Origin of the sequence: Jatrophihabitans sp. (assembly GCA_036399055.1) — a bacterium.
Classification (GTDB): domain Bacteria; phylum Actinomycetota; class Actinomycetes; order Mycobacteriales; family Jatrophihabitantaceae; genus Jatrophihabitans_A.
This window is the reverse complement of the sequence record DASWNX010000025.1, coordinates 54,870-72,020: the sequence shown is the minus strand read 5'-3', so window position 1 is coordinate 72,020 and position 17,151 is coordinate 54,870. Positions and strand designations below refer to the sequence as shown.

General features: G+C 69.4%; 15 protein-coding genes. 5 read left to right on the top strand and 10 right to left on the bottom strand.

What is annotated here, in order from left to right; translation table 11 throughout:
- Together VGB75_09645 and VGB75_09640 are read right to left on the bottom strand one after the other, a co-directional pair.
- Positions 1-1,049, bottom strand: a 1,049-nt coding sequence (locus tag VGB75_09645) for a ring-opening amidohydrolase (protein ID HEY0167295.1), incomplete at its 3' end; no start/stop codon positions are given.
- A 27-nt stretch (positions 1,050-1,076) separates the two neighbouring features.
- A complete protein-coding gene (locus VGB75_09640) occupies positions 1,077-2,060 on the bottom strand; it encodes a carbamate kinase (GenBank protein HEY0167294.1) in 984 nt (327 codons plus the stop codon).
- 60 nt (positions 2,061-2,120) lie between these two features.
- Here VGB75_09640 and VGB75_09635 point away from each other — a divergent pair, with 60 nt between their 5' ends.
- The 3 genes from VGB75_09635 (at position 2,121) to VGB75_09625 (ending at position 4,291) form a co-directional block, all read left to right on the top strand.
- Positions 2,121-2,297 (top strand): hypothetical protein, encoded by a 177-nt coding sequence (locus VGB75_09635; protein HEY0167293.1) that lies wholly within the window; start codon positions 2,121-2,123, stop codon positions 2,295-2,297.
- A 15-nt stretch (positions 2,298-2,312) separates the two neighbouring features.
- Positions 2,313-3,101, top strand: a complete 789-nt coding sequence (locus VGB75_09630) for a YcnI family protein (GenBank protein ID HEY0167292.1) — start codon at positions 2,313-2,315, stop codon at positions 3,099-3,101.
- Positions 3,102-3,265: 164 nt separating this feature from the next.
- Positions 3,266-4,291, top strand: a complete 1,026-nt coding sequence (locus VGB75_09625; GenBank protein HEY0167291.1) for a hypothetical protein — start codon at positions 3,266-3,268, stop codon at positions 4,289-4,291.
- 64 nt (positions 4,292-4,355) lie between these two features.
- Here the strand turns inward: VGB75_09625 and VGB75_09620 are convergent, their stop codons facing one another.
- Entirely contained in the window at positions 4,356-6,779 is a 2,424-nt protein-coding gene (locus VGB75_09620) for a TIM-barrel domain-containing protein (GenBank protein HEY0167290.1), read from the bottom strand.
- Positions 6,780-7,057: 278 nt separating this feature from the next.
- Between VGB75_09620 and VGB75_09615 the strand changes: the two genes are divergently transcribed.
- Entirely contained in the window at positions 7,058-7,546 is a 489-nt protein-coding gene (locus VGB75_09615; GenBank protein ID HEY0167289.1) for a hypothetical protein, read from the top strand.
- Positions 7,547-8,045: 499 nt separating this feature from the next.
- On the opposite strand, the gene VGB75_09610 is transcribed toward VGB75_09615, so the two are convergent.
- A complete protein-coding gene (locus VGB75_09610; GenBank protein ID HEY0167288.1) occupies positions 8,046-8,741 on the bottom strand; it encodes a hypothetical protein in 696 nt (231 codons plus the stop codon).
- Between VGB75_09610 and VGB75_09605 the strand changes: the two genes are divergently transcribed.
- A complete protein-coding gene (locus VGB75_09605) occupies positions 8,719-9,570 on the top strand; it encodes a metallophosphoesterase (protein HEY0167287.1) in 852 nt (283 codons plus the stop codon). The two genes, VGB75_09610 and VGB75_09605, sit on opposite strands and share 23 nt — an antisense overlap.
- Before the next feature lie 29 nt (positions 9,571-9,599).
- Here VGB75_09605 and VGB75_09600 read toward each other — a convergent pair whose 3' ends face one another.
- From VGB75_09600 to VGB75_09575, 6 genes are all read right to left on the bottom strand, one after another.
- Entirely contained in the window at positions 9,600-10,811 is a 1,212-nt protein-coding gene (locus tag VGB75_09600; protein ID HEY0167286.1) for a CoA transferase, read from the bottom strand.
- Positions 10,812-10,899: 88 nt separating this feature from the next.
- A complete protein-coding gene (locus tag VGB75_09595) occupies positions 10,900-11,187 on the bottom strand; it encodes a DUF1905 domain-containing protein (protein HEY0167285.1) in 288 nt (95 codons plus the stop codon).
- Positions 11,188-11,239: 52 nt separating this feature from the next.
- A complete protein-coding gene (locus VGB75_09590) occupies positions 11,240-12,292 on the bottom strand; it encodes an alpha/beta hydrolase (protein ID HEY0167284.1) in 1,053 nt (350 codons plus the stop codon).
- Positions 12,293-12,399: 107 nt separating this feature from the next.
- On the bottom strand, positions 12,400-15,132 hold the full coding sequence (locus tag VGB75_09585; GenBank protein ID HEY0167283.1) for a bifunctional GNAT family N-acetyltransferase/acetate--CoA ligase family protein: 2,733 nt from the start codon (positions 15,130-15,132) through the stop codon (positions 12,400-12,402).
- A gap of 210 nt (positions 15,133-15,342) precedes the next feature.
- The gene (locus VGB75_09580) at positions 15,343-16,224 is read right to left on the bottom strand and encodes a 2-oxo acid dehydrogenase subunit E2 (GenBank protein ID HEY0167282.1); all 882 of its coding nucleotides are present in this window, start codon (positions 16,222-16,224) and stop codon (positions 15,343-15,345) included.
- 34 nt (positions 16,225-16,258) lie between these two features.
- Positions 16,259-17,146, bottom strand: a complete 888-nt coding sequence (locus VGB75_09575) for a hypothetical protein (GenBank protein HEY0167281.1) — start codon at positions 17,144-17,146, stop codon at positions 16,259-16,261.
- Positions 17,147-17,151 lie beyond the last annotated feature (5 nt).

Here is a 17,151-nt window from a genome sequence, read left to right as displayed (position 1 = left end):
GCCGACACCGAGACGAACACCGCAGGGTCACCGGTCACCGCGGCGGTCACGCCACCGACGGTCGCCTTGATCTGGCGGTGCCAGTGCACGTCCGAGTCGTCCAGCATCGCGTTGCGCCGTCCGCGCACGACGCCGTCCTGCGAGACCTCGCACTTGAGGAACACGTTGACCAGCCGGCCGTCGAGGTCAGAGCTGTGCGGGCGGTCCGGCAGCTCCAGGCCCGCGTCGCGGATCGCTGCCCAGATGCCGTCGGCGTCCAGGGCGTCGGCCATCACGTGGTGCCCGATCCGGTACCGGCCGCCGATCCCGCGAGCGTTGCCGACCACCACCACCTGGGCCCGGTCCAGCTCCACCCCCGAGGAGCAGGAGGCCACTGCCGAGAACAGCGACCGGTCGCGCATGACGTCGGCGTCGGTGGGCATCTCGATCTCACCGAGGGCCACCGCGATGCCGAGCGCGGTGCAGCCGTTGGAGACGTCCATCGAGTGCAGGGTGTCCTCGGTGAAGACGTCGTGACCGCGGCTCTTGGCGTCGCGGATGGTGTCGATGGTCAGCAACGGCGTCTTGGTCTGGACGTAGTGCACGTCGGCGGAGTCGGTGATGCCGGCCTTGGCCATCGCCTCGGTGACGGCAGCGGCCACCTTGCTGATCATGGCGGTGCGGCCGATGTCTTCGGGCAGCAGCACCTCGCTCATCGCGAAGCCGACAGTCAGCCGGGGCTCGTCGGTGGCCGGGGCTGACGCCGGGTCAGTGGTGGCGAAGATGGTGGCGTGCGGGGAGATGATGCCGTCGGTGCCGCCGGACCAGACGATCGGGATCTGCTTGACCTCTTCGGCGGAGCGGCTGCCGTGGGCCTGGATCACCTCTCGGAAGGCGCGGTCGGCGATGATCCGGGTGTAGTCGTTCACACCGCCGTTGCCCTCGGTCTTGCCGATCACAGCGACGACCCGGTCGGCTTCGAGCACGCCGTCGGTGATCAGCGCCGTGAACTCGCTGGCATCGGACACGCTGTGCAGCGCGACCTTGCGTACCTCAATCGGATCAGGCATCGGTTCTCCTTGTCGGGTCGGGCGATTCTAGGCAGACGGGCCGTCGGCGCCTGCTGGGCGCCCCGGCCGGGACGGCGCGGGACGCACGATGGTGCCGGCCACCCCGGCCAGGGCGTCGGCGATCTTGCTCAGCGAGGTGATGGCCGCCGGCTTGCCGCTCTGGCGGGTGAACCGGCAGGCGGCGGTCACCTTCGGCGCCATGCTGCCGCTGGCGAAGGCGCCCTCGGCGATGAGCGCTTCGAGGTCGTCCACGTCGACGCCGGCCAGGGGCGTCGCGCTGTCGGTGCCCCAGCCGAGCACCGCGTGCTCGACGTCGGTGGCGATCACCAGCCGGTCCGCGGCCAGCGCGTCGGCCAGCAGGGCCGCGGTCAGGTCCTTGTCGATGACGGCCTCGACGCCGCGGTAGCCGCCGGGGCTGCCGTCGGCCACCACCGGGATGCCGCCGCCGCCGGAGCACACCACCGCGAAGCCGGCGGCCAGCAAGGCCACCACGGCCGGGGCGTCCAGGCAGCGCAGCGGCTCGGGCGAGGCGACCACCCGGCGCCAGCCCCGCTCACCGCGGTCCTGCCAGTGCTGGCCGTGGCCGGTCATCACGGCCGCGTCGGCCCTGCTGAGGTAGCGCCCGATCGGTTTGGACGGCGCGCTGAAAGCCGGATCGTCCGCGGCGACCTCGGTGCGCGAGACGACCACCGCGGTGCGCGCCTGCGAGTTCCGGGCGGCCAGTGCCCGGTCGAGAGCGTTGAGGATCAACAGGCCGACGGTGGCCTGGGTCTGCGCGCCGCACCAGTCCAGCGGCACCGGCGGCACCACCGAGGCGGCCAGCTCGTTCTTGACCAGCAGGTTGCCCACCTGCGGGCCGTTGCCATGCGTCAGCACCACCTGATGGCCGGCGCAGATCAGCTCGGCGATCGGTTCGACGGCCCGCTCGATAGCGCTCTGCTGGTCCTGCGGACGGGCCGAGCCGTCGGCCGCGGTCATCGCGTTGCCGCCCACCGCGATCACCACCCGCACGGCGGGGCACCCCTTTCCTCGGCGCTTCGTGCCTGATCGTCCCACTCTGTCAAGGAGACCATGATGGCGGCACTGGCGATCAGTGCCCAACCCGGCCGGCGTGGCCCGGCATTGTTGGCGACACAGACGGCTGTCATCGGTGTGAGCTACGCCTCGCTACGCCTCGGCCAGGAACCAACCGAGGGCTCCGAAGGACTACTGCGGCACACCCTCGCCGCCTGGGCGTTCGAAGTGTGACCAAAGGAGATCCTCGTGAGTCGCTATCACCGTGGCCTAGCCGTCGCAGTCGTCCTGCTCGGCGCCTGGGCAGCTGGTTTTCTCGGCGCGGGCGCGGCCGCGGCCCATGTGAGCGTGTCTAGCCCGGCTGCGGTGCAAGGCGGGTACGCCAGCCTGACGTTCAAGGTGCCTACCGAGTCGGACACGGCGAGCACCACAAGGCTGAAGGTGCAGCTGCCGCCCGACCAGCCGCTGGCGTCGGTGTCGGTGCTGCCGACTCCCGGTTGGGCCCACACGGTGACCAAGGCCAAGCCGGCGAGCCCGGTCGGCTCCGGCGCCAGCGAGGCGGTCAGCGTCATCGAGTGGAAGGCCGACAGCGCCGCGAGCGCGATCAAGCCGGGTGAGTTCAACCAGTTCACGATCAGTGTCGGCCCGCTGCCCAAGGCGCCGTCGATGACGTTCAAGGCGATCCAGACCTACAGCGACGGCGCGGTCGTCTCGTGGATCGAGGAAGCCGCCGAGGGCAGCACCGCCGAGCCCGAGCATCCGGCGCCCGTCCTGAAGCTGGCGGCGGCGAGTGGGACTGACTCGGCCGGGCACCTGACGTCCACCGGCAGCACGGCATCGCCTGGCAGCACGGCGCCAGCCGGCAGCACGGCATCAGCGTCGGCCAGCCCGTCCCAGCTGACTGTGTCCGGCAGCTCGGAGGGCGGCAGCGACGCACGGGCCAACACCGCGCTCGGGCTGGGCGCCCTCGGCGTCCTGCTCGGCGGGATGGCGCTGGCAGCCGTTGTGTGGGGCAGGCGTCCCAACCGGACGGGCTGACCTGCCGGCGGAGCACCCTGTCTCAGATAACGATTGAAACATCACTCTCGTATTCTTTTGTCCGATTTGTATAGCTTCGTCATGCGCCGAGAAAATCTCGGTCAGCAGCCGGCAAGGGCCTGATCAGGCCCCCGCACAGCTGCTCGCATTGCGAAGGAGAACTCATGTTCAATCGCAGACAATGGCCGGTTGCCGGGCTGGTGGCCGGGGTGGTGGCGCTGGGCCTGACGGTCGTGGCGCCTGGCGCGCAGGCCGCGCCGGCGCCAGGCGGGTTGAGCGACTCGGTGAGCACGACGGTGGCGGCGACGTCAGCGTCCAAGCTGGATTCCACCTCCGCGTACTGGACGAAGGAGCGCAAGGCCAAGGCCCGTTCCGCTGACAGCCTGGCGCCACGCCCGACCTCGACCCTCTCGGCGCAGTCCAGCCACAAGGCCGGCGCCCCCGGAAAGATCGCTCCGACAGCGGCCATCAAGCCGGTCCCCCAGGACCGGCGCGCCGAGCAGTCACGACGCGGCGACATCTCAGCGCAGGCAGTGAACGCCTCCTCCACGGTGGGCAAGGTGTTCTTCACTGACCCGGTGACCGGCGGCAACTACGTCTGCTCGGCCTCCACGCTCAACAGCGGCTCCAAGCAACTGGTGCTGACGGCCGGCCACTGCATCCACGGCGGCGCGGGCAAGACGTGGATGACCAACTGGGTGTTCGTGCCGCTCTACAACTACGGCTCCCAGCCCTACGGTCAGTGGCAGGCCAAGTACTTCACCACCTTCACCTCGTGGATGAACAACTCCGACCTCAACCGCGACGTCGGCATGGTGACCATGTGGCCCAACCAGTACGGGGCCGTCGTCAACGTGGTCGGAGGCAACGGCCTGACGTGGAACCAGTCTTTCTACCTGCCGATCACCATCCTGGGCTACCCGGCCAGTTACCCCTATGACGGCGGTTGGCAGTGGGCCTGCCAGGGCAACACCACCCGCTTCGGCAGCGAGTACACGATCGCCCTGCAATGCGGCTTCACCGGCGGATCGTCCGGCTCGCCGTGGCTCTACGGCTATGACAACAACACCGGGCTCGGCTACTCCAACGGGGCCATGTCCACCCTGGAGCCCTCCACCGGCTGGAACCGGGCCTCCTACTTCGACACCGCGGTGTACGACATGTACGCCTCGGTCGCCAACCTGACCTGATCCTCAGCCGCACGCTGGTGGTGGCCTCGCAGCACAGGCCACCACCAGCGCGCGTGCCTCGCGCTCAGCCCGCAGCCGGCGCTGGGTCGGCGCCGGCCGGCCTGGCCAGAAGCAGTTCGAAGACCGCCGCCTCCAGCGCGGCGCCCGAGTCCAAAGCCTGCAGCTGCGACAGCCTGGTGGTCAACGGCGTCTGGGCCCGGACCGCCTCGAAGACCTGGGTCTTGAGCTCGTAGGACAGTTGAGCCCGGTGCAGCAGGGCGAACAGCCTGTCCTCGACGTCGTTGGGGGCAAGCGCCGGCCGGGCGCCGAGGCTTACCCGGACGGTCGAGCTCACCGGCGCCTCGGCCACCCGCACGCTCATCCGGCGGCCGTCGCGGCGCACGGTGACCGGGACCGCCGCGCCGTCGACGCTGGCCCGCGGCTCGGCCGCGCCGCCGTCGTAGGCCAGCAGCGTCACCGTCCAGCCGCGCCGGGCAGGCAGGCACCCGGCATTGCCGCTGACCGGGCCGATCCGCAGGACGCCGGTGGCCTGATCAAAGCTCAGCGGAGTGCTCGCCCACCGTCGCCGGTCATCACCTGGCCCGAGGCCGTCATCCTCGACGAGCTCGAAGGACCCGTCCTCGCCGACCACCAGAAGCACCTCCAGAGCCGCCGGGTTGTCGGCGGCCGGCGTCGCGGCGTCGTCGAGCACCACGATGGCGCCGGACCGCGCCAGCACCGGAACACTGTCCGGCCCGCGGTGCAGCCGCATCTCCCGGTCGCCGTCATAGACCAGCTCGGTGAACAGGTCGACCCAGGTTCCCGGCGGCAGCCACGCGGTCACCGCGCCCAGCAGCAGCCGCCGATCGGCTGGGGCGGTGATCGGGGCGACGATCAGCTGGCTGCCGAAGGCGAACTGGTTCCGGACGCGGTAGGCGTGCGGTGACCACGGGTACTCGTAGTACATCGGCGTCACCAGCGGCACGCCCTGGTGGGCGGCCCGGTGGTTCATGGTGTGCAGGTAGGGCAGCAACCGGTGGCGCAGCCGGAGCGCGCTGGTCATCGCCTGTCGCGCCTGAGGCCCGAACTGCCAGGGCTCCTTGCTGGTGAACGGGCTGAGCACCGAGTGCAGCCGGCAGATCGGTGAGAAGACCCCGAGCTGCAGCCACCGGGTGGCCAGCTCGTCGTCCTTGGCGCCGCCCATGTGCCCGCCGATGTCGTGACTCCACCAGCCGTAGCCGATGTTGGACGCGGTCGCGGTGAACTCCGGCTGGAAGTCCAGCGACGCCCAGGTGGTGATGGTGTCGCCGGAGAAGCCGACCGGATAGCGGTGGCTGCCGGGGCCGGCGTAGCGAGAGAAGGTCAGCGGCCGCCGGCCGTCGCGGGCGCTGTCGAGAAAGTGGAAGTGGTTGAGCATCCACAGCGGGTCGATGCCCGCGATCCGGCTGTGCGGGCCCTGCTGCCAGTCCAGCCACCAGAAGTCGACGCCCTGCTCCTCCAACTGCCGGTGCAGGATCTGGAAATAGGCCGTCAGAAAGTCGGGGTCGGTCACGTCGAAGGCGATCGGACGCTCGCTGGCCGGGTCCAGGCCCAGCGCCTGGGCCATCGCCGGGTAGGCGTCCTCGTAGGCGCGCACGCCGTCGGCCGGGTGGTCGTTGAGGGTGACCTTGAGCCCGCGCCGGTGGAGTTCGGCCAGGAACGCCGGCGGGTCTTCGAACAGCTCGCGGTTCCAGGTGTAGCCGGTCCAACCGCTGCCGAACCGCGGCTCGACGTCGACCAGGTGCCAGTCCATGTCCAGCACCGCCACGGAGAACGGGATGCCCTCCTCGGCGAAGCGGTCCAGCAGCGCCAGGTACTCGGCGGCGCTGTAACGGTGATAGCGGCTCCACCAGTTGCCCAGCGCCCAGCGCGGCAGCAGCGGCTGCCCTCCGGACAGCGCGTACAGGGCCCGCAGCGCTTGCGGGTAGTCCCGGCCGTAGGCGAAGACGTAGAGGTCCTCGGCGTCGCCGGGCCGAGGGCTGACCCAGCCGTCGGAGTTCAGGACCGGGGTGCGCGAATCGTCGATCATCGCGTAGCCGTTGCGCGAGAGCACCCCTGGCTCCACTGGCAGCGCGCCGTCTGCCATGTCCAGGGTGCGGGCGGTGCCGCCGAGATTGCCGTCGCCGTCGGCCGGGCGGTCGCCGTAGCGCCAGACGCTGTGCCAGCTGCTCACCCCGCCGCGGACCTGCACGCTCAGCCCCGAGGTCGAGAACGGGCCGCGGTCATAGACCAGCTGCAACCGCTCGGTGAGAACCTCCAGATGGGAATCGGTCTCGACCACCTCGAAGGCCGGCACCGGCAGCTCGCGGTTGATCGCGAACGCCGAGGCGCGATCCTCGAACGCCTCGTCAGCGGAATGCTCCAGGCGCAGCAGACCGTCGGCCAGCACGGTGATCCGGTAGTCCGGACCTCGCACGACCGCCCGAGGGTCCGTGACCGGGCGGGTGGGCAGGCGGTAGCGCTGATCCATCCCTATTTCTACCGCACACATGCGACTTTCCACCGCACCACATCCGACCAGAAGCCGGGACTGCGGCGCCGATCCGCATTCATCCGCCTCGACGACGAATGATCAATCATTCGTTACCAACTCGGTGTCTGCACTGGCAACGATTCGCAGCAGACTTGTCAGGCGAGGCTACGCGTCGGTGAAAAGATCCTGCGGCTCCGGGCCTCACGGCAAGCGGGAGCATCAGGATGCGCAGTACGGGTATTCGGCTTGTTGAGGCGGCCGCGCTAGGTGTAGTCGTGCTGTCGGCAGGGTGCTCCAGCGCTGATTCCCCAAACCCGTCAAACGCCGCAGGCGAGGTGGCGCCGGCTGCGGCCGGCGAGCCGTTGGCGTTGGGCGGGCTGGCGCAGCAGGGCGGCAGCCGTCCGATCCCGGGCACGGACGCCGCGATTCAACGCTGGTTCCTGGCCAACGACGCGGTGAAGGTCAGGTTCAACGACGCGCTGCTGCGGGCCCAACGCGCGGTAGCGACCGGCGACGCCGCTGAGTGCCGACCGCTCGACACTGCCGCGCGGGCGCTGTCGACTGCCCTACCGGCGCTGCGAGGCCTTTCTCCTGCGGGGCAAGAGCTGGCGACAGCGATGCAGCCGCCCATGACGACTTTCACCACGGCGGCCTCGGCCTGCCTCGCCCAAGACTTCGCGGCGGCTCGAGCAGCGCTGGACGTGGGCGTCGTGCAGCAGGCCGCCGCTCAAGAGTCCGTCGACGAGATCCTGGAAGGTGAGTGATGGCCGCCGGGCGGTACGCCGCAGGGGCCTGGTCGAACCGGGTGCGAACTGCGGCCGGTCGCGCGCTCGGCTGCGTGGTGGCCACCGCGATCGCCCTCCTCATCGCGGTGACAGCGAGTCCGACGACGGCCTCCAGCACGACCCTCACGCTCACAGCCTCGGCGGACGCCTACGTCCGATCGGACCAGTCCGCGACGAACTACGGCAGCGCGCTCCAGCTGGCCAGCAACGGCTCCAGCACGACGACGATGATCAGCTACCTGCGCTTCGAGGTCACCGGGCTGTCCGGCCCGCCCGGTTCAGCGACGCTGAGCTACTACAGCCAATCCAGCGGATCGACCAGGACCGCGGTGCGCCTGGTTACCGGCGACTGGAACGAGGCGACGCTGACGTATGCGAACAAGCCGGCCTATGGATCGGCGATCTCGACCACCGGCGCCCTCACTGCGGGCACCCGCGCCACCGCCGACGTGAGCTCGGTGGTGACCGGCAACGGCAGCTACTCCTTCGCGCTCACCACCACGGCCACCGCCACCCGCTGGGCCGACAGTCGCGAGGGCGCCAATCCACCCCAGTTGCTCATCACCGAGAACAGCGGCACGGGCGTCCCCACCCCCACCCCCAGCACCGCGACGCCCACGGACACGGCGTCCCCGTCCGAGACAGCCACAGCCAGCCAGACGGCGACACCCGGCGCCACGACCGCGACGCCGACCGACACGGCTACCCCGACGCCCACCGACACGGCTACCCCGACGCCCACCGACCCGACAACCGCCAGCGGCCCGACCACGCCACCGAGCAGCACGACTACCGCGCCCAGCACGACTACCGCGCCGAGCAGCACCGCGCCGAGCAGCACCGCGCCGAGCACGACCCCGCCGCCGAGCAGCACCGCGCCCAGCACGACTACCGCGCCCAGCAGCACCGCGCCCAGCACGACTACCGCGCCGAGCAGCACCGCGCCGAGCACGACCCCACCATCCAGCAGCACCGCCCCACCGTCGAGCAGCACCGCGCCCAGCACGACCCCACCATCCAGCAGCACCGCCACGCCCAGCACCAGCCCCAGCAAGACCAGCACTCCGGCCACAACCGCCACCCCGACGCCCACGCCGACCGCGACCAAGACCACCACCGCCACCCCCTCCCCCACGCCGACCGCGGATCCGGTGATCGCCGCGGCCGGCGACATCGCCTGCGATCCCGATGACGCCGACTTCAATGGGGGGTTGGGTGTCGCCGGGCACTGCCACATGAAGGCCACAGCGGCCCTCGTCCAGGGCATCCGCCCGAAAACGGTGCTCGAATTGGGTGACGCCCAGTACAACTCAGGCAGTTCCAGTGACTTCCTCGCCTCCTATGACAAATCGTGGGGCGTGCTGAAGACGCTCACCCGTCCTGTGGTGGGCAACCATGAGTACGGCACGAGCGGCGCGGCAGGTTACTTCGGTTATTTCAAGACAGCTGCGACCGGCGGCTCGAGCTGCCTGTCCAACTGCCCCGGGTACTACAGCTTCAATCTCGGCAGCTGGCACATCGTGGCGATCAACACCGAATGCACCAGAATCAACAACGGCGTGGGTTGTGCCGTCGGCTCACCGCAGGAGAAGTGGTTGAAGGCCGACCTCGCCCAGTACCCCACGAAGTGCACCCTGGTGTTCGGCCATCGGCCGCGGTGGAGCTCCAACAGCTTCGCCAGCTCCGACATCGCCCCGCTGGTCAATGCCATGGTCGCGGCCGGGGTGGACCTGTACCTGGCAGGGCATTCCCACAGCTATGAGCGCTTCGCACCCATGAGCGCCTCCGGAGCCGCGAGTTCGACCGGCATGACCGAGATCGTGGTGGGGACCGGTGGCTCGTTCTACAGCGGCTTCGGAACGACCGCGGCCAACAGCGTCGTGCGCAAGTCGAACATCTTCGGAGTGCTGAAGACGACGTTGCGGCCCACCAGTTACACCTGGTCCTTCGTGCCTGACAGCAGCACCCCGTTCAGCGACTCCGGCTCTCGTAATTGCAACTAGCGATTGCAACTAGCGATTGCAACCAGCGGCTAGCCGGCCTCGGGCGGGTCCACCTCGTCCAGCCACGCCAGAACCGCGTCATTGTGCTGCCCGAGCGTCGGCGGCGGCTGGTGCTCCTGGCGTCCGCCGGTGTCGTAGCGGACCGGCGGCCCGGGCAGGGCCACGGCGCCAAGGCTGGGATGCTCGACCTCGATCAGCAGTCCTTGCGACCGGGTCTGCTCCCACTCATAGACCTCATCGAGCGAGCGCACCTGCCCGGCAGGGGTGCCCAGCTCGGACAGCAGCGCCATCAACCGCTCCCGGGTGTAGCCGCCGAAGGCCTTGTCGACGGCGGCGATCACCGCCTCGCGGTCGGCGACCCGGTCGGCGTTGCGGGACCACTGCGGCCTGTCGAGGCCGAAAGCGGCCGCGAACGCCTCCCACAGCCGGTCACTGCCCACCGCGATCTGCACCATCCCGTCCGCGGCTGAGAACAGCCCGTACGGGCAGATCGAGGGATGGTGGCGCCCGGCCACCTGCGGCACCTCGCCGGCCACCGTGTAGCGGGTGCCCTGAAAGGCGTGCACGCCGACCATGCCGGCCAGCAGTGAGGTGCGCACCACCTGACCCCGGCCGGTGGCGCGCCGCTCGTGCAGGGCGGCCAGCACCCCGTAGGCGCCGTACATCCCGGCCAGCAGGTCCGCGATCGGCACGCCGACCTTGGTCGGCTCATCCGGCGATGAGCCGGTCAGCGACATCAGCCCGCCCTCGCCCTGGGCGATCTGGTCATAGCCCGGCCGGCCGCCTTCGGGGCCGTCGTGGCCGAAGCCGGTGATCGAGAGGATCACCAGACCGGGGTTGAGCTCGTGCAGCCTGTCCATCGAGAATCCCAGCCGGTCGAGCACTCCGGTTCGGAAGTTCTCCACCAGGACGTCGGCCTGCCGGACCAGCCGGGCCAGCGTCGCCGCGCCGGCCGGGTCCTTCAGGTCCAGGGTGATCGACTCCTTGTTCCGGTTGCAGGACAGGAAGTAGGTCGACTCGCGCTCGCCCTCGGTGGGGTGGAGGAAGGGCGGCCCCCAGCCCCGGGTGTCATCGCCGTGCCCCGGCGCCTCGACCTTGATCACCCGGGCGCCCTGATCGCCCAGCATCATCGCCGCGTGCGGGCCGGCCAGCGCCCGGGACAGGTCGATCACCAGCAGGTCGGCCAACGGCCCGCCGGCCGGGTCGGGGCGCTGCCGGGCCTGCTGCTCGGGGTCGGTCATCTGCTCAGGCTAGGTGGTCGCCGGCCGGCCAGCACCTGAGGGTTGTCGACCATGTCAGCTTGAGCCGGCTAGTGGCTGGCCGGGCCGCTCAGAGGTCCAGGCTCAGGCGCACCGTCAGCACGTCGCCCAACTCCAGCCCTTCGGCCTTGCGCACCCACGCCTTGACCGGCACGACATAGAGCCCGTCCTTAGGCCACAGCGACGTCTTCCACTCGGTCGCCCCGATCCTCGCCGCGACCGGGATCATCCCCCAGCCGTAGGAGAGCACCGGGGAGGCCGCTTCCAGCTGGCGGCACTCCGGTTCGGCGACGGTGATGAAGTGCCATGGCGCCGGCCCTCGCCAAAACCACAGCTCGCCGCTGAACTCCAGGTTCATCCGGCCAGGATAGAAGCCGGCCGGCTCCCGCCGCGCCGCCGCGACGACCGCCTCATCGGCTGGACATGTCCTGCGTCGCGGGCTGATGCTCCTTCTCGCCACGCGGCGACTCCCCGGTCAAGCCATGCTCGCCAAGCCAGCGCTCGACTCGGGTGTAGGCCTCGTGTCGCGGTTCGGACAAGGACAGAAAGACGTCGTGACGCGCTCCCGGGATCGGCGCCACGGTGGTCTCACCGCCCAGGCAACCGGCCCAGCGAGCGATCTGCTGGACATCGAGCACGGTGTCGGCCCGATCGCTGAGCTCTGAGTACCGCGTGGACAAATGCGTGCGGTCCGAGCGCAGCACCAGTGACGGCGCCCCGATGTCCAGTCCGCGATGCAGGCGGGAGTGGCCACGGCGGACGGCGTTGAGCCAGCCCAGGGTCACCGGAAAACCGGTCAGCGGCTTGAGCTCCAGGTCGAAGCTCCAGTCACCGGTGCCGCTGGTGTGGATCGTCGAGCCGTACACGCCGGTGGGCAGTCTCAGCGGGCGCAACGGCTGGGCCTTGCCCAGGACGCGCAGCGCCTGCGTCAGGGGTCCACGGTGGACGGCCTTGCCTTGCAGGTCGAACCACGGGCTGTTGAGAATCAGCCCGGCGACCGGCGCCACCCTGCCCGCCTGGCGACGGCGGTCCAGCCAGAGCGGCGTGATCAGCCCGCCCGTCGAGTGCGCCACGACGACGACCGGCTGCCCGGGGTGCTCGCCGGACACGACGTCGAGCGCCGCCTCGAGCTCGGCGTCGCACAGGGCCAGGTCGGAGACGTAATGCGCCGTCTGCCCTGACCGGCGGGCCCGCCCGGACTTGCGCAGGTCCAGGCCGAAGAACGCCAAGCCGCGTTCGGCGAAGAAGTCGGCCAGCTCGGTCTGGAAGAAGTAGTCGGAGAACCCGTGCACGTAGAGCACCGCGCCGTGCGCGACCTCCGCCGGATGCCGGTCACGCCGGACGAGCACCGCCGCGATGGCGCCCTCGCCGTCAGGATCAGCTCCCAGGTCGAGAACATGCTGGGAGTACCCCTCGCCCAGCATGTCCGGCCGCCATGAAACGTTCTGTTCTCTGTCGCTCACCACTGCAACGGTAGTGATGCGGGGATGAGGGCTGCAGGGCTGGTCGCGCGTCGACGCACAGGCAAGGCGAGCACTCACGAGCACGATCAATGCCTGATGTCAGGTGGTCATCCAGGAAAGGGTTGACCGACGAGCTCGGCGCCTTTTGCCGCGCGGAGCTGGAACGCTGTCGGAGCCAGTCCTCGGACGGCTGAGTCGGCGCGGACCGCAGCCGCCGCGACCCGAACCTTGACGTCCACCACGGTCAGTTCTTCGCCGCGGCCGATGACGGGGTTCAGGTCGATCTCGGCTATCTCCGGATGGTCATCGATCAGCAGCGCCAGCCGGAGGAGTAGCTGTGCCAAGGCAGCTCGGGACACCGGAGGCCGGCCACGGTAGCCGTCCAGCAGCTTGCCGAAGCGCAGCTCCTCGATCATGGCCTCGGCGTCCTGAGCGCTGAGCGGCGCCAGCCGAAAACGCCGATCCGCCATCAGGTCTGCGAAGACCCCGCCGGCGCCGACCATCACGACCGGGCCGAACTGGCGGTCCTGAAGGCCGCCGACAATCAGCTCGGTGCCGCCGGTCACCATCGGCTGGACGAGCACGTTCGCCAGGCGGTCGCCGACCATCTCCTGGTAGGCGGCTCGAAGCGAGGCCTCATCGACCAGATCGGTTCGGACACCTCCGACGTCGCTCTTGTGAACGGTGCCGTCCGCGAGCTTCAAGACGACCGGATAGCCGAGTTCGGCTGCGCCGGAGAGCGCTTGCCGCAGCGATCGGGCCACGCGCTGGGGACACAGCACGATGCCATATGCCGCAAGAAGATGGGCGGCCTCGCCGGCGCCGAGCCATTCCTGCCCAGATCCGAGCTGTTCGGTGATCAGCCGGCGAGCGCCCTCGACATCCAGACCCAGCGGTCGGATGACCGCCGAATGCGGTGTCGATCGGATCTGGGCGTAACGCCACGCCGAGGCCAGTGCCTGCGCGGCTGGTTCGGGAAAGGCGAAGACAGGCAGCGGGCGGCTCATCCCGTCCGACGGAATCGACCGGGCCTGCTCACCGACCTGGGTGAGCACGATGGGTTTGTCCGACCGGGCCGCGGCCTGGCTCACTGCCGCGGTGAGCTCGGCGGGGTCAGCGACCAGTGTCTCGGTGAAGACCACGAGCACCGAGTCAACCTCGGCGGAGTTCAGCAACACCTCGATCGCTGCCCGCACTTGCGCGGGCTGTATCCCGGCGCCCAGGTCGACCGGGTTTTGGGTGGAGGCAGCGCTTGGCGCCGCAGCGGCCAACTCCGCCCGAACCTCGGGGCTCAGCTCGACCACTGCCAGTCCCCCGGCTGCGGCGGCGTCGGCGGCCAGGATCGCCGGACCTCCGGAGTTGCCGATGATGGCGACCCGCGGTCCGGCCGGAAGCGGCTGATCACACAGCGCGCGAACGGTGTCGAGCAGTTGCTCCATGGTGTTCATCCGGAGCACGCCTGCCTGCTCGAACAACGCGTCCACCACCGCATCGGATGAGGCCGCTGCTGCGGTGTGTGACTGCCCGGCCCGGCGGCCGGCTTCGGAACGGCCCGCCTTGATGACCAGAATCGGCTTCGTCCGTGACACCCGGCGGGCAATCCGAGCGAACCGGCGCGGATTGCCGAAGGACTCCAGGTACAGCGCGATCACTCGGGTGCGCTCATCGCGCTCCCAGCACGTCAGCAGGTCATTGCTGCTCACGTCGGCCTTGTTGCCGACCGACACGAACTGCGAGACCCCCAAGCCGCAACGCTCGGCCGCCCGTAGGACGGCGATTCCCAGGGCGCCTGACTGGGAGACCAGGGCCAACCCGCCGGCGGTCAGCGACAGCGGCGCGAAGGTGGCGTTCAACCGGACGGTGGAATCGGTGTTGAGAAGTCCCAGGCAGTTGGGGCCGACCAGCCGCATGCTGTATCTCCGGGTCACCGTCAACAACTCGTCTTGCTGCGCTGAGCCCTGCACGCCGTACTCGCCGAACCCCGCCGTCAGCACCAGCACCGCGCCCACGCCACGCCTGCCGCAGTCGGTCACCGTCGAGATGACCTGGTCAGCGGGAACGGCGATCACGGCCAGGTCCGGAGTCGCTGGAAGCTCGGCCGCAGAGGGATAGGACGCCACCCCCAGCACCTGAGAATGCCGCGGGTTCACCACGTACAGCGATCCTGTGAAACCACCACGCACGATGTTTCCCAGCACCTGACGCCCCACTGACCGCTCGCGCTGACCGGCGCCGACGACGACTACCGAGGCGGGGCGCAGCAGCGGACGCAAGCTGGCCAGCTCGGCGGTCTGATCCCGACTGTCCATCGCCGCCACCATCGCTTCGGTCGGCTTCAGGGCGAACAGGTACCGGATCACGCCGGCGTCGATCTGCGCCGTGCATGCGAAGCCGAGGTCGGTGAGGGCACGCGCCATCGCGCCGTTTCCGGTCAGCACCTCTGCGACGAAGTGTTTGACACCGAGGCGCCTCCCCACGCTTGCTAGGTGCTCCAACAGAAGGGTCCCAACGCCCTCATGCTGATGGGTGTCGCAAATCAGCAGGCCGATCTCGGCGGCGTCGGCAGAGTCGCGGTCGAGTGCGGCGACGCCGATGACGGCGCCGTCGACCTCGGCGACCAGGGCATGATGCTGCTGGCTGGCTGGCTCAAGCAGCACCTCGACGTAGGAGTCGGCCGCCAGCCGATTGGTCGCGAAGAACCGGAGATAGAGGGAACGGTCGGATGCGGCTGCGTTCAACGCGAGCAACGCGTCTCGATCGGTCGAGCGGGCCGACCGGATGTGGACCATGCCGCCATTGGCACGCAGCGCGTCGAAGTCGATGAACTGTGCAGTTGTCATGGCCTCATTCTCGCGACCCAGCGACCGGCCGGGCAGAGTCCAAAGGCCCGAGACGCTTCCCCGTCACCGACCCTCTGAGCTGGGCGCGACCCGCCGACCGGATCGGGCTCCCCCGATCCCCGAGTCGTTCAACGGGTTCGGCTGAGGATGACCTTCAGCGCACCGGTCTCCCCGGCGTGCGAGAACACGTCATAGGCCTCGATGAAGTCGTCAAAGCCGAAGTGGTGGGTCACGAAGCGGGCCGCGGAAGGGCTGAAGGTCCTTACACGTGTGGGTGATCGAACTGGTGCTCGTCGCCGAGACCGACGCCAGCGAGGCCCACGCCTGCATGATCTGACGGAGATCAGCTGCGAAGCGGGTGGCAGGCGCGCCGTCGACGACGTTGTGATCGACGGTGACAGCCAGGTCGAGAAGCTCGATCGTCTCAAGGTGGCCGTCGACCTCGACCGGCCGAGTGCTGATCCCTCCGACGACGACGGCGAGAGATGCGAGCGTGGGCGGGGCGATGGCGAAGCCGCCGCCGGCGGCGAACATGCCGATTGCGCTGACCTGCACCGTACCGATGGCCTCGCGCGCGTGGTGGGAACGGCTCATCACGGCGTACATCGACCGGTAAAGACCGGGCACTCGTCCCAACGCCGGCGCGAGGGTGTGGAGCAGCCGTCCGCTGCCGGCGCCAGCGGGGTCCGCCTTGACGGCTCGGATCTCAGTGCTGATGTCGGCGACGCTGCGCACGTCGGCGTCGCGAACGACGTGGACCAGCCCGAACGCTCCCCGGCCGGTCGGCACCTCGATCAACACCTGGATGTCGACGTGGCGGTGCTCGACGAGGCGCCCCCGCCAGTCGCGGTAGGCGTGCACCTGCGGATGGCTCGCCGCCGCCCGGCCCACGCAGGCGACGATGAAGGCGGTCAATGACAGCGGCGGCTCGGCGTCAGAGAGCATGCGGCGAGCCGAGGTGATGTCCACCTGGAACAGCCCGGTCATGGGTGTGATCCGCCTGCCGGCACGCATGGCCGCGGTGACCAGCCGCCGACTGGACGGGAACGGCCGTGTAGTGGCGCCGCGGTCCCGCACGGGCATTTCAGTCATGTCTGCTCCCAACGTGTGCTTTCGAACGGGCACATCAGCCAGGGGCTCCGTCGACCGCACGTAGGAACCATGCGAGAAGCCCGGCGGTGATCGCGGCGATGACGGCGAAGACAGGCGTCATCGACATCGACGACACCGGTGAGGTCGGGTCGGCATGCGAGCCGAACCACTGGTCCACTGAGACACTGATGCTCTCCAGGATGAAAAGCGCCAGCATCGCTGCGGTGATCAACAACCCCCAGCTCTCGCGTCGCCAACATGCCACTGCGGCCACCGTCAGCAGCGGAAGCCAGATCGCGAGGTCCTGCACGTAGACCGGGTTGACCACCAGGCCCGTCCCATCCAGCACCGAGACCGGCCTGGAGCTGAACGTCGCGGGCACGATCTTCCACAGCCAGGCGGCTGCGTTCAGGACGACAAGGATCAGCGCCGCGGCGGCGATTCCCCGCGCTGGAACGGCGTCGGACAGTCGCGCGGCGAAGGCGCGCAGATCGGTGGCTCGCAGCAGCATCACCGTGCTCCAGACCGCCATGCCGAGGTATGCGACGTAGAGCAGGAACAGGTTGTTCATCGGAGTTGCGAAACAGAGCAGAACCGCCTGATAGATCAGGTAGCCCAGGGTTCCCAGCCATACCACGAACGCCCGTGTCGATCCTCGGCTCGTTCCGATCATCGCGACGATCAGGACCGGCAGGCCGACTGCTAACAGCGCGACAGCGGTACCCCGCACATTTCCGTTACTCACCGCGACACCGTGCAGCAGCGACGGGAAGGCCACCGTGAGACCCGCGGCCGGCGCCGCGATGACGGCCAGCGCACCACCCGACACGTACGGGCTCAGACCATCTCCGAGCACGTTCCGCCGGTTCTGACGCGGCGTTTGGGAACTACCCTCACGCGATGTGATCGACACGGTCGTCATGCCTG

Excerpts from the sequence above, each read along its gene's own strand:
- VGB75_09635 (HEY0167293.1), top strand. The coding sequence starts at position 2,121 with ATGATGGCGGCACTGGCGATCAGTGCCCAACCCGGCCGGCGTGGCCCG.
- VGB75_09625 (HEY0167291.1), top strand. The coding sequence starts at position 3,266 with ATGTTCAATCGCAGACAATGGCCGGTTGCCGGGCTGGTGGCCGGGGTG.
- VGB75_09620 (HEY0167290.1), bottom strand. The coding sequence starts at position 6,779 with ATGGATCAGCGCTACCGCCTGCCCACCCGCCCGGTCACGGACCCTCGG.
- VGB75_09610 (HEY0167288.1), bottom strand. The coding sequence starts at position 8,741 with ATGTCGCCGGCCGCGGCGATCACCGGATCCGCGGTCGGCGTGGGGGAG.
- VGB75_09600 (HEY0167286.1), bottom strand. The coding sequence starts at position 10,811 with ATGACCGACCCCGAGCAGCAGGCCCGGCAGCGCCCCGACCCGGCCGGC.
- VGB75_09595 (HEY0167285.1), bottom strand. The coding sequence starts at position 11,187 with ATGAACCTGGAGTTCAGCGGCGAGCTGTGGTTTTGGCGAGGGCCGGCG.
- VGB75_09585 (HEY0167283.1), bottom strand. The coding sequence starts at position 15,132 with ATGACAACTGCACAGTTCATCGACTTCGACGCGCTGCGTGCCAATGGC.
- VGB75_09580 (HEY0167282.1), bottom strand. The coding sequence starts at position 16,224 with ATGACTGAAATGCCCGTGCGGGACCGCGGCGCCACTACACGGCCGTTC.
- VGB75_09575 (HEY0167281.1), bottom strand. The coding sequence starts at position 17,146 with ATGACGACCGTGTCGATCACATCGCGTGAGGGTAGTTCCCAAACGCCG.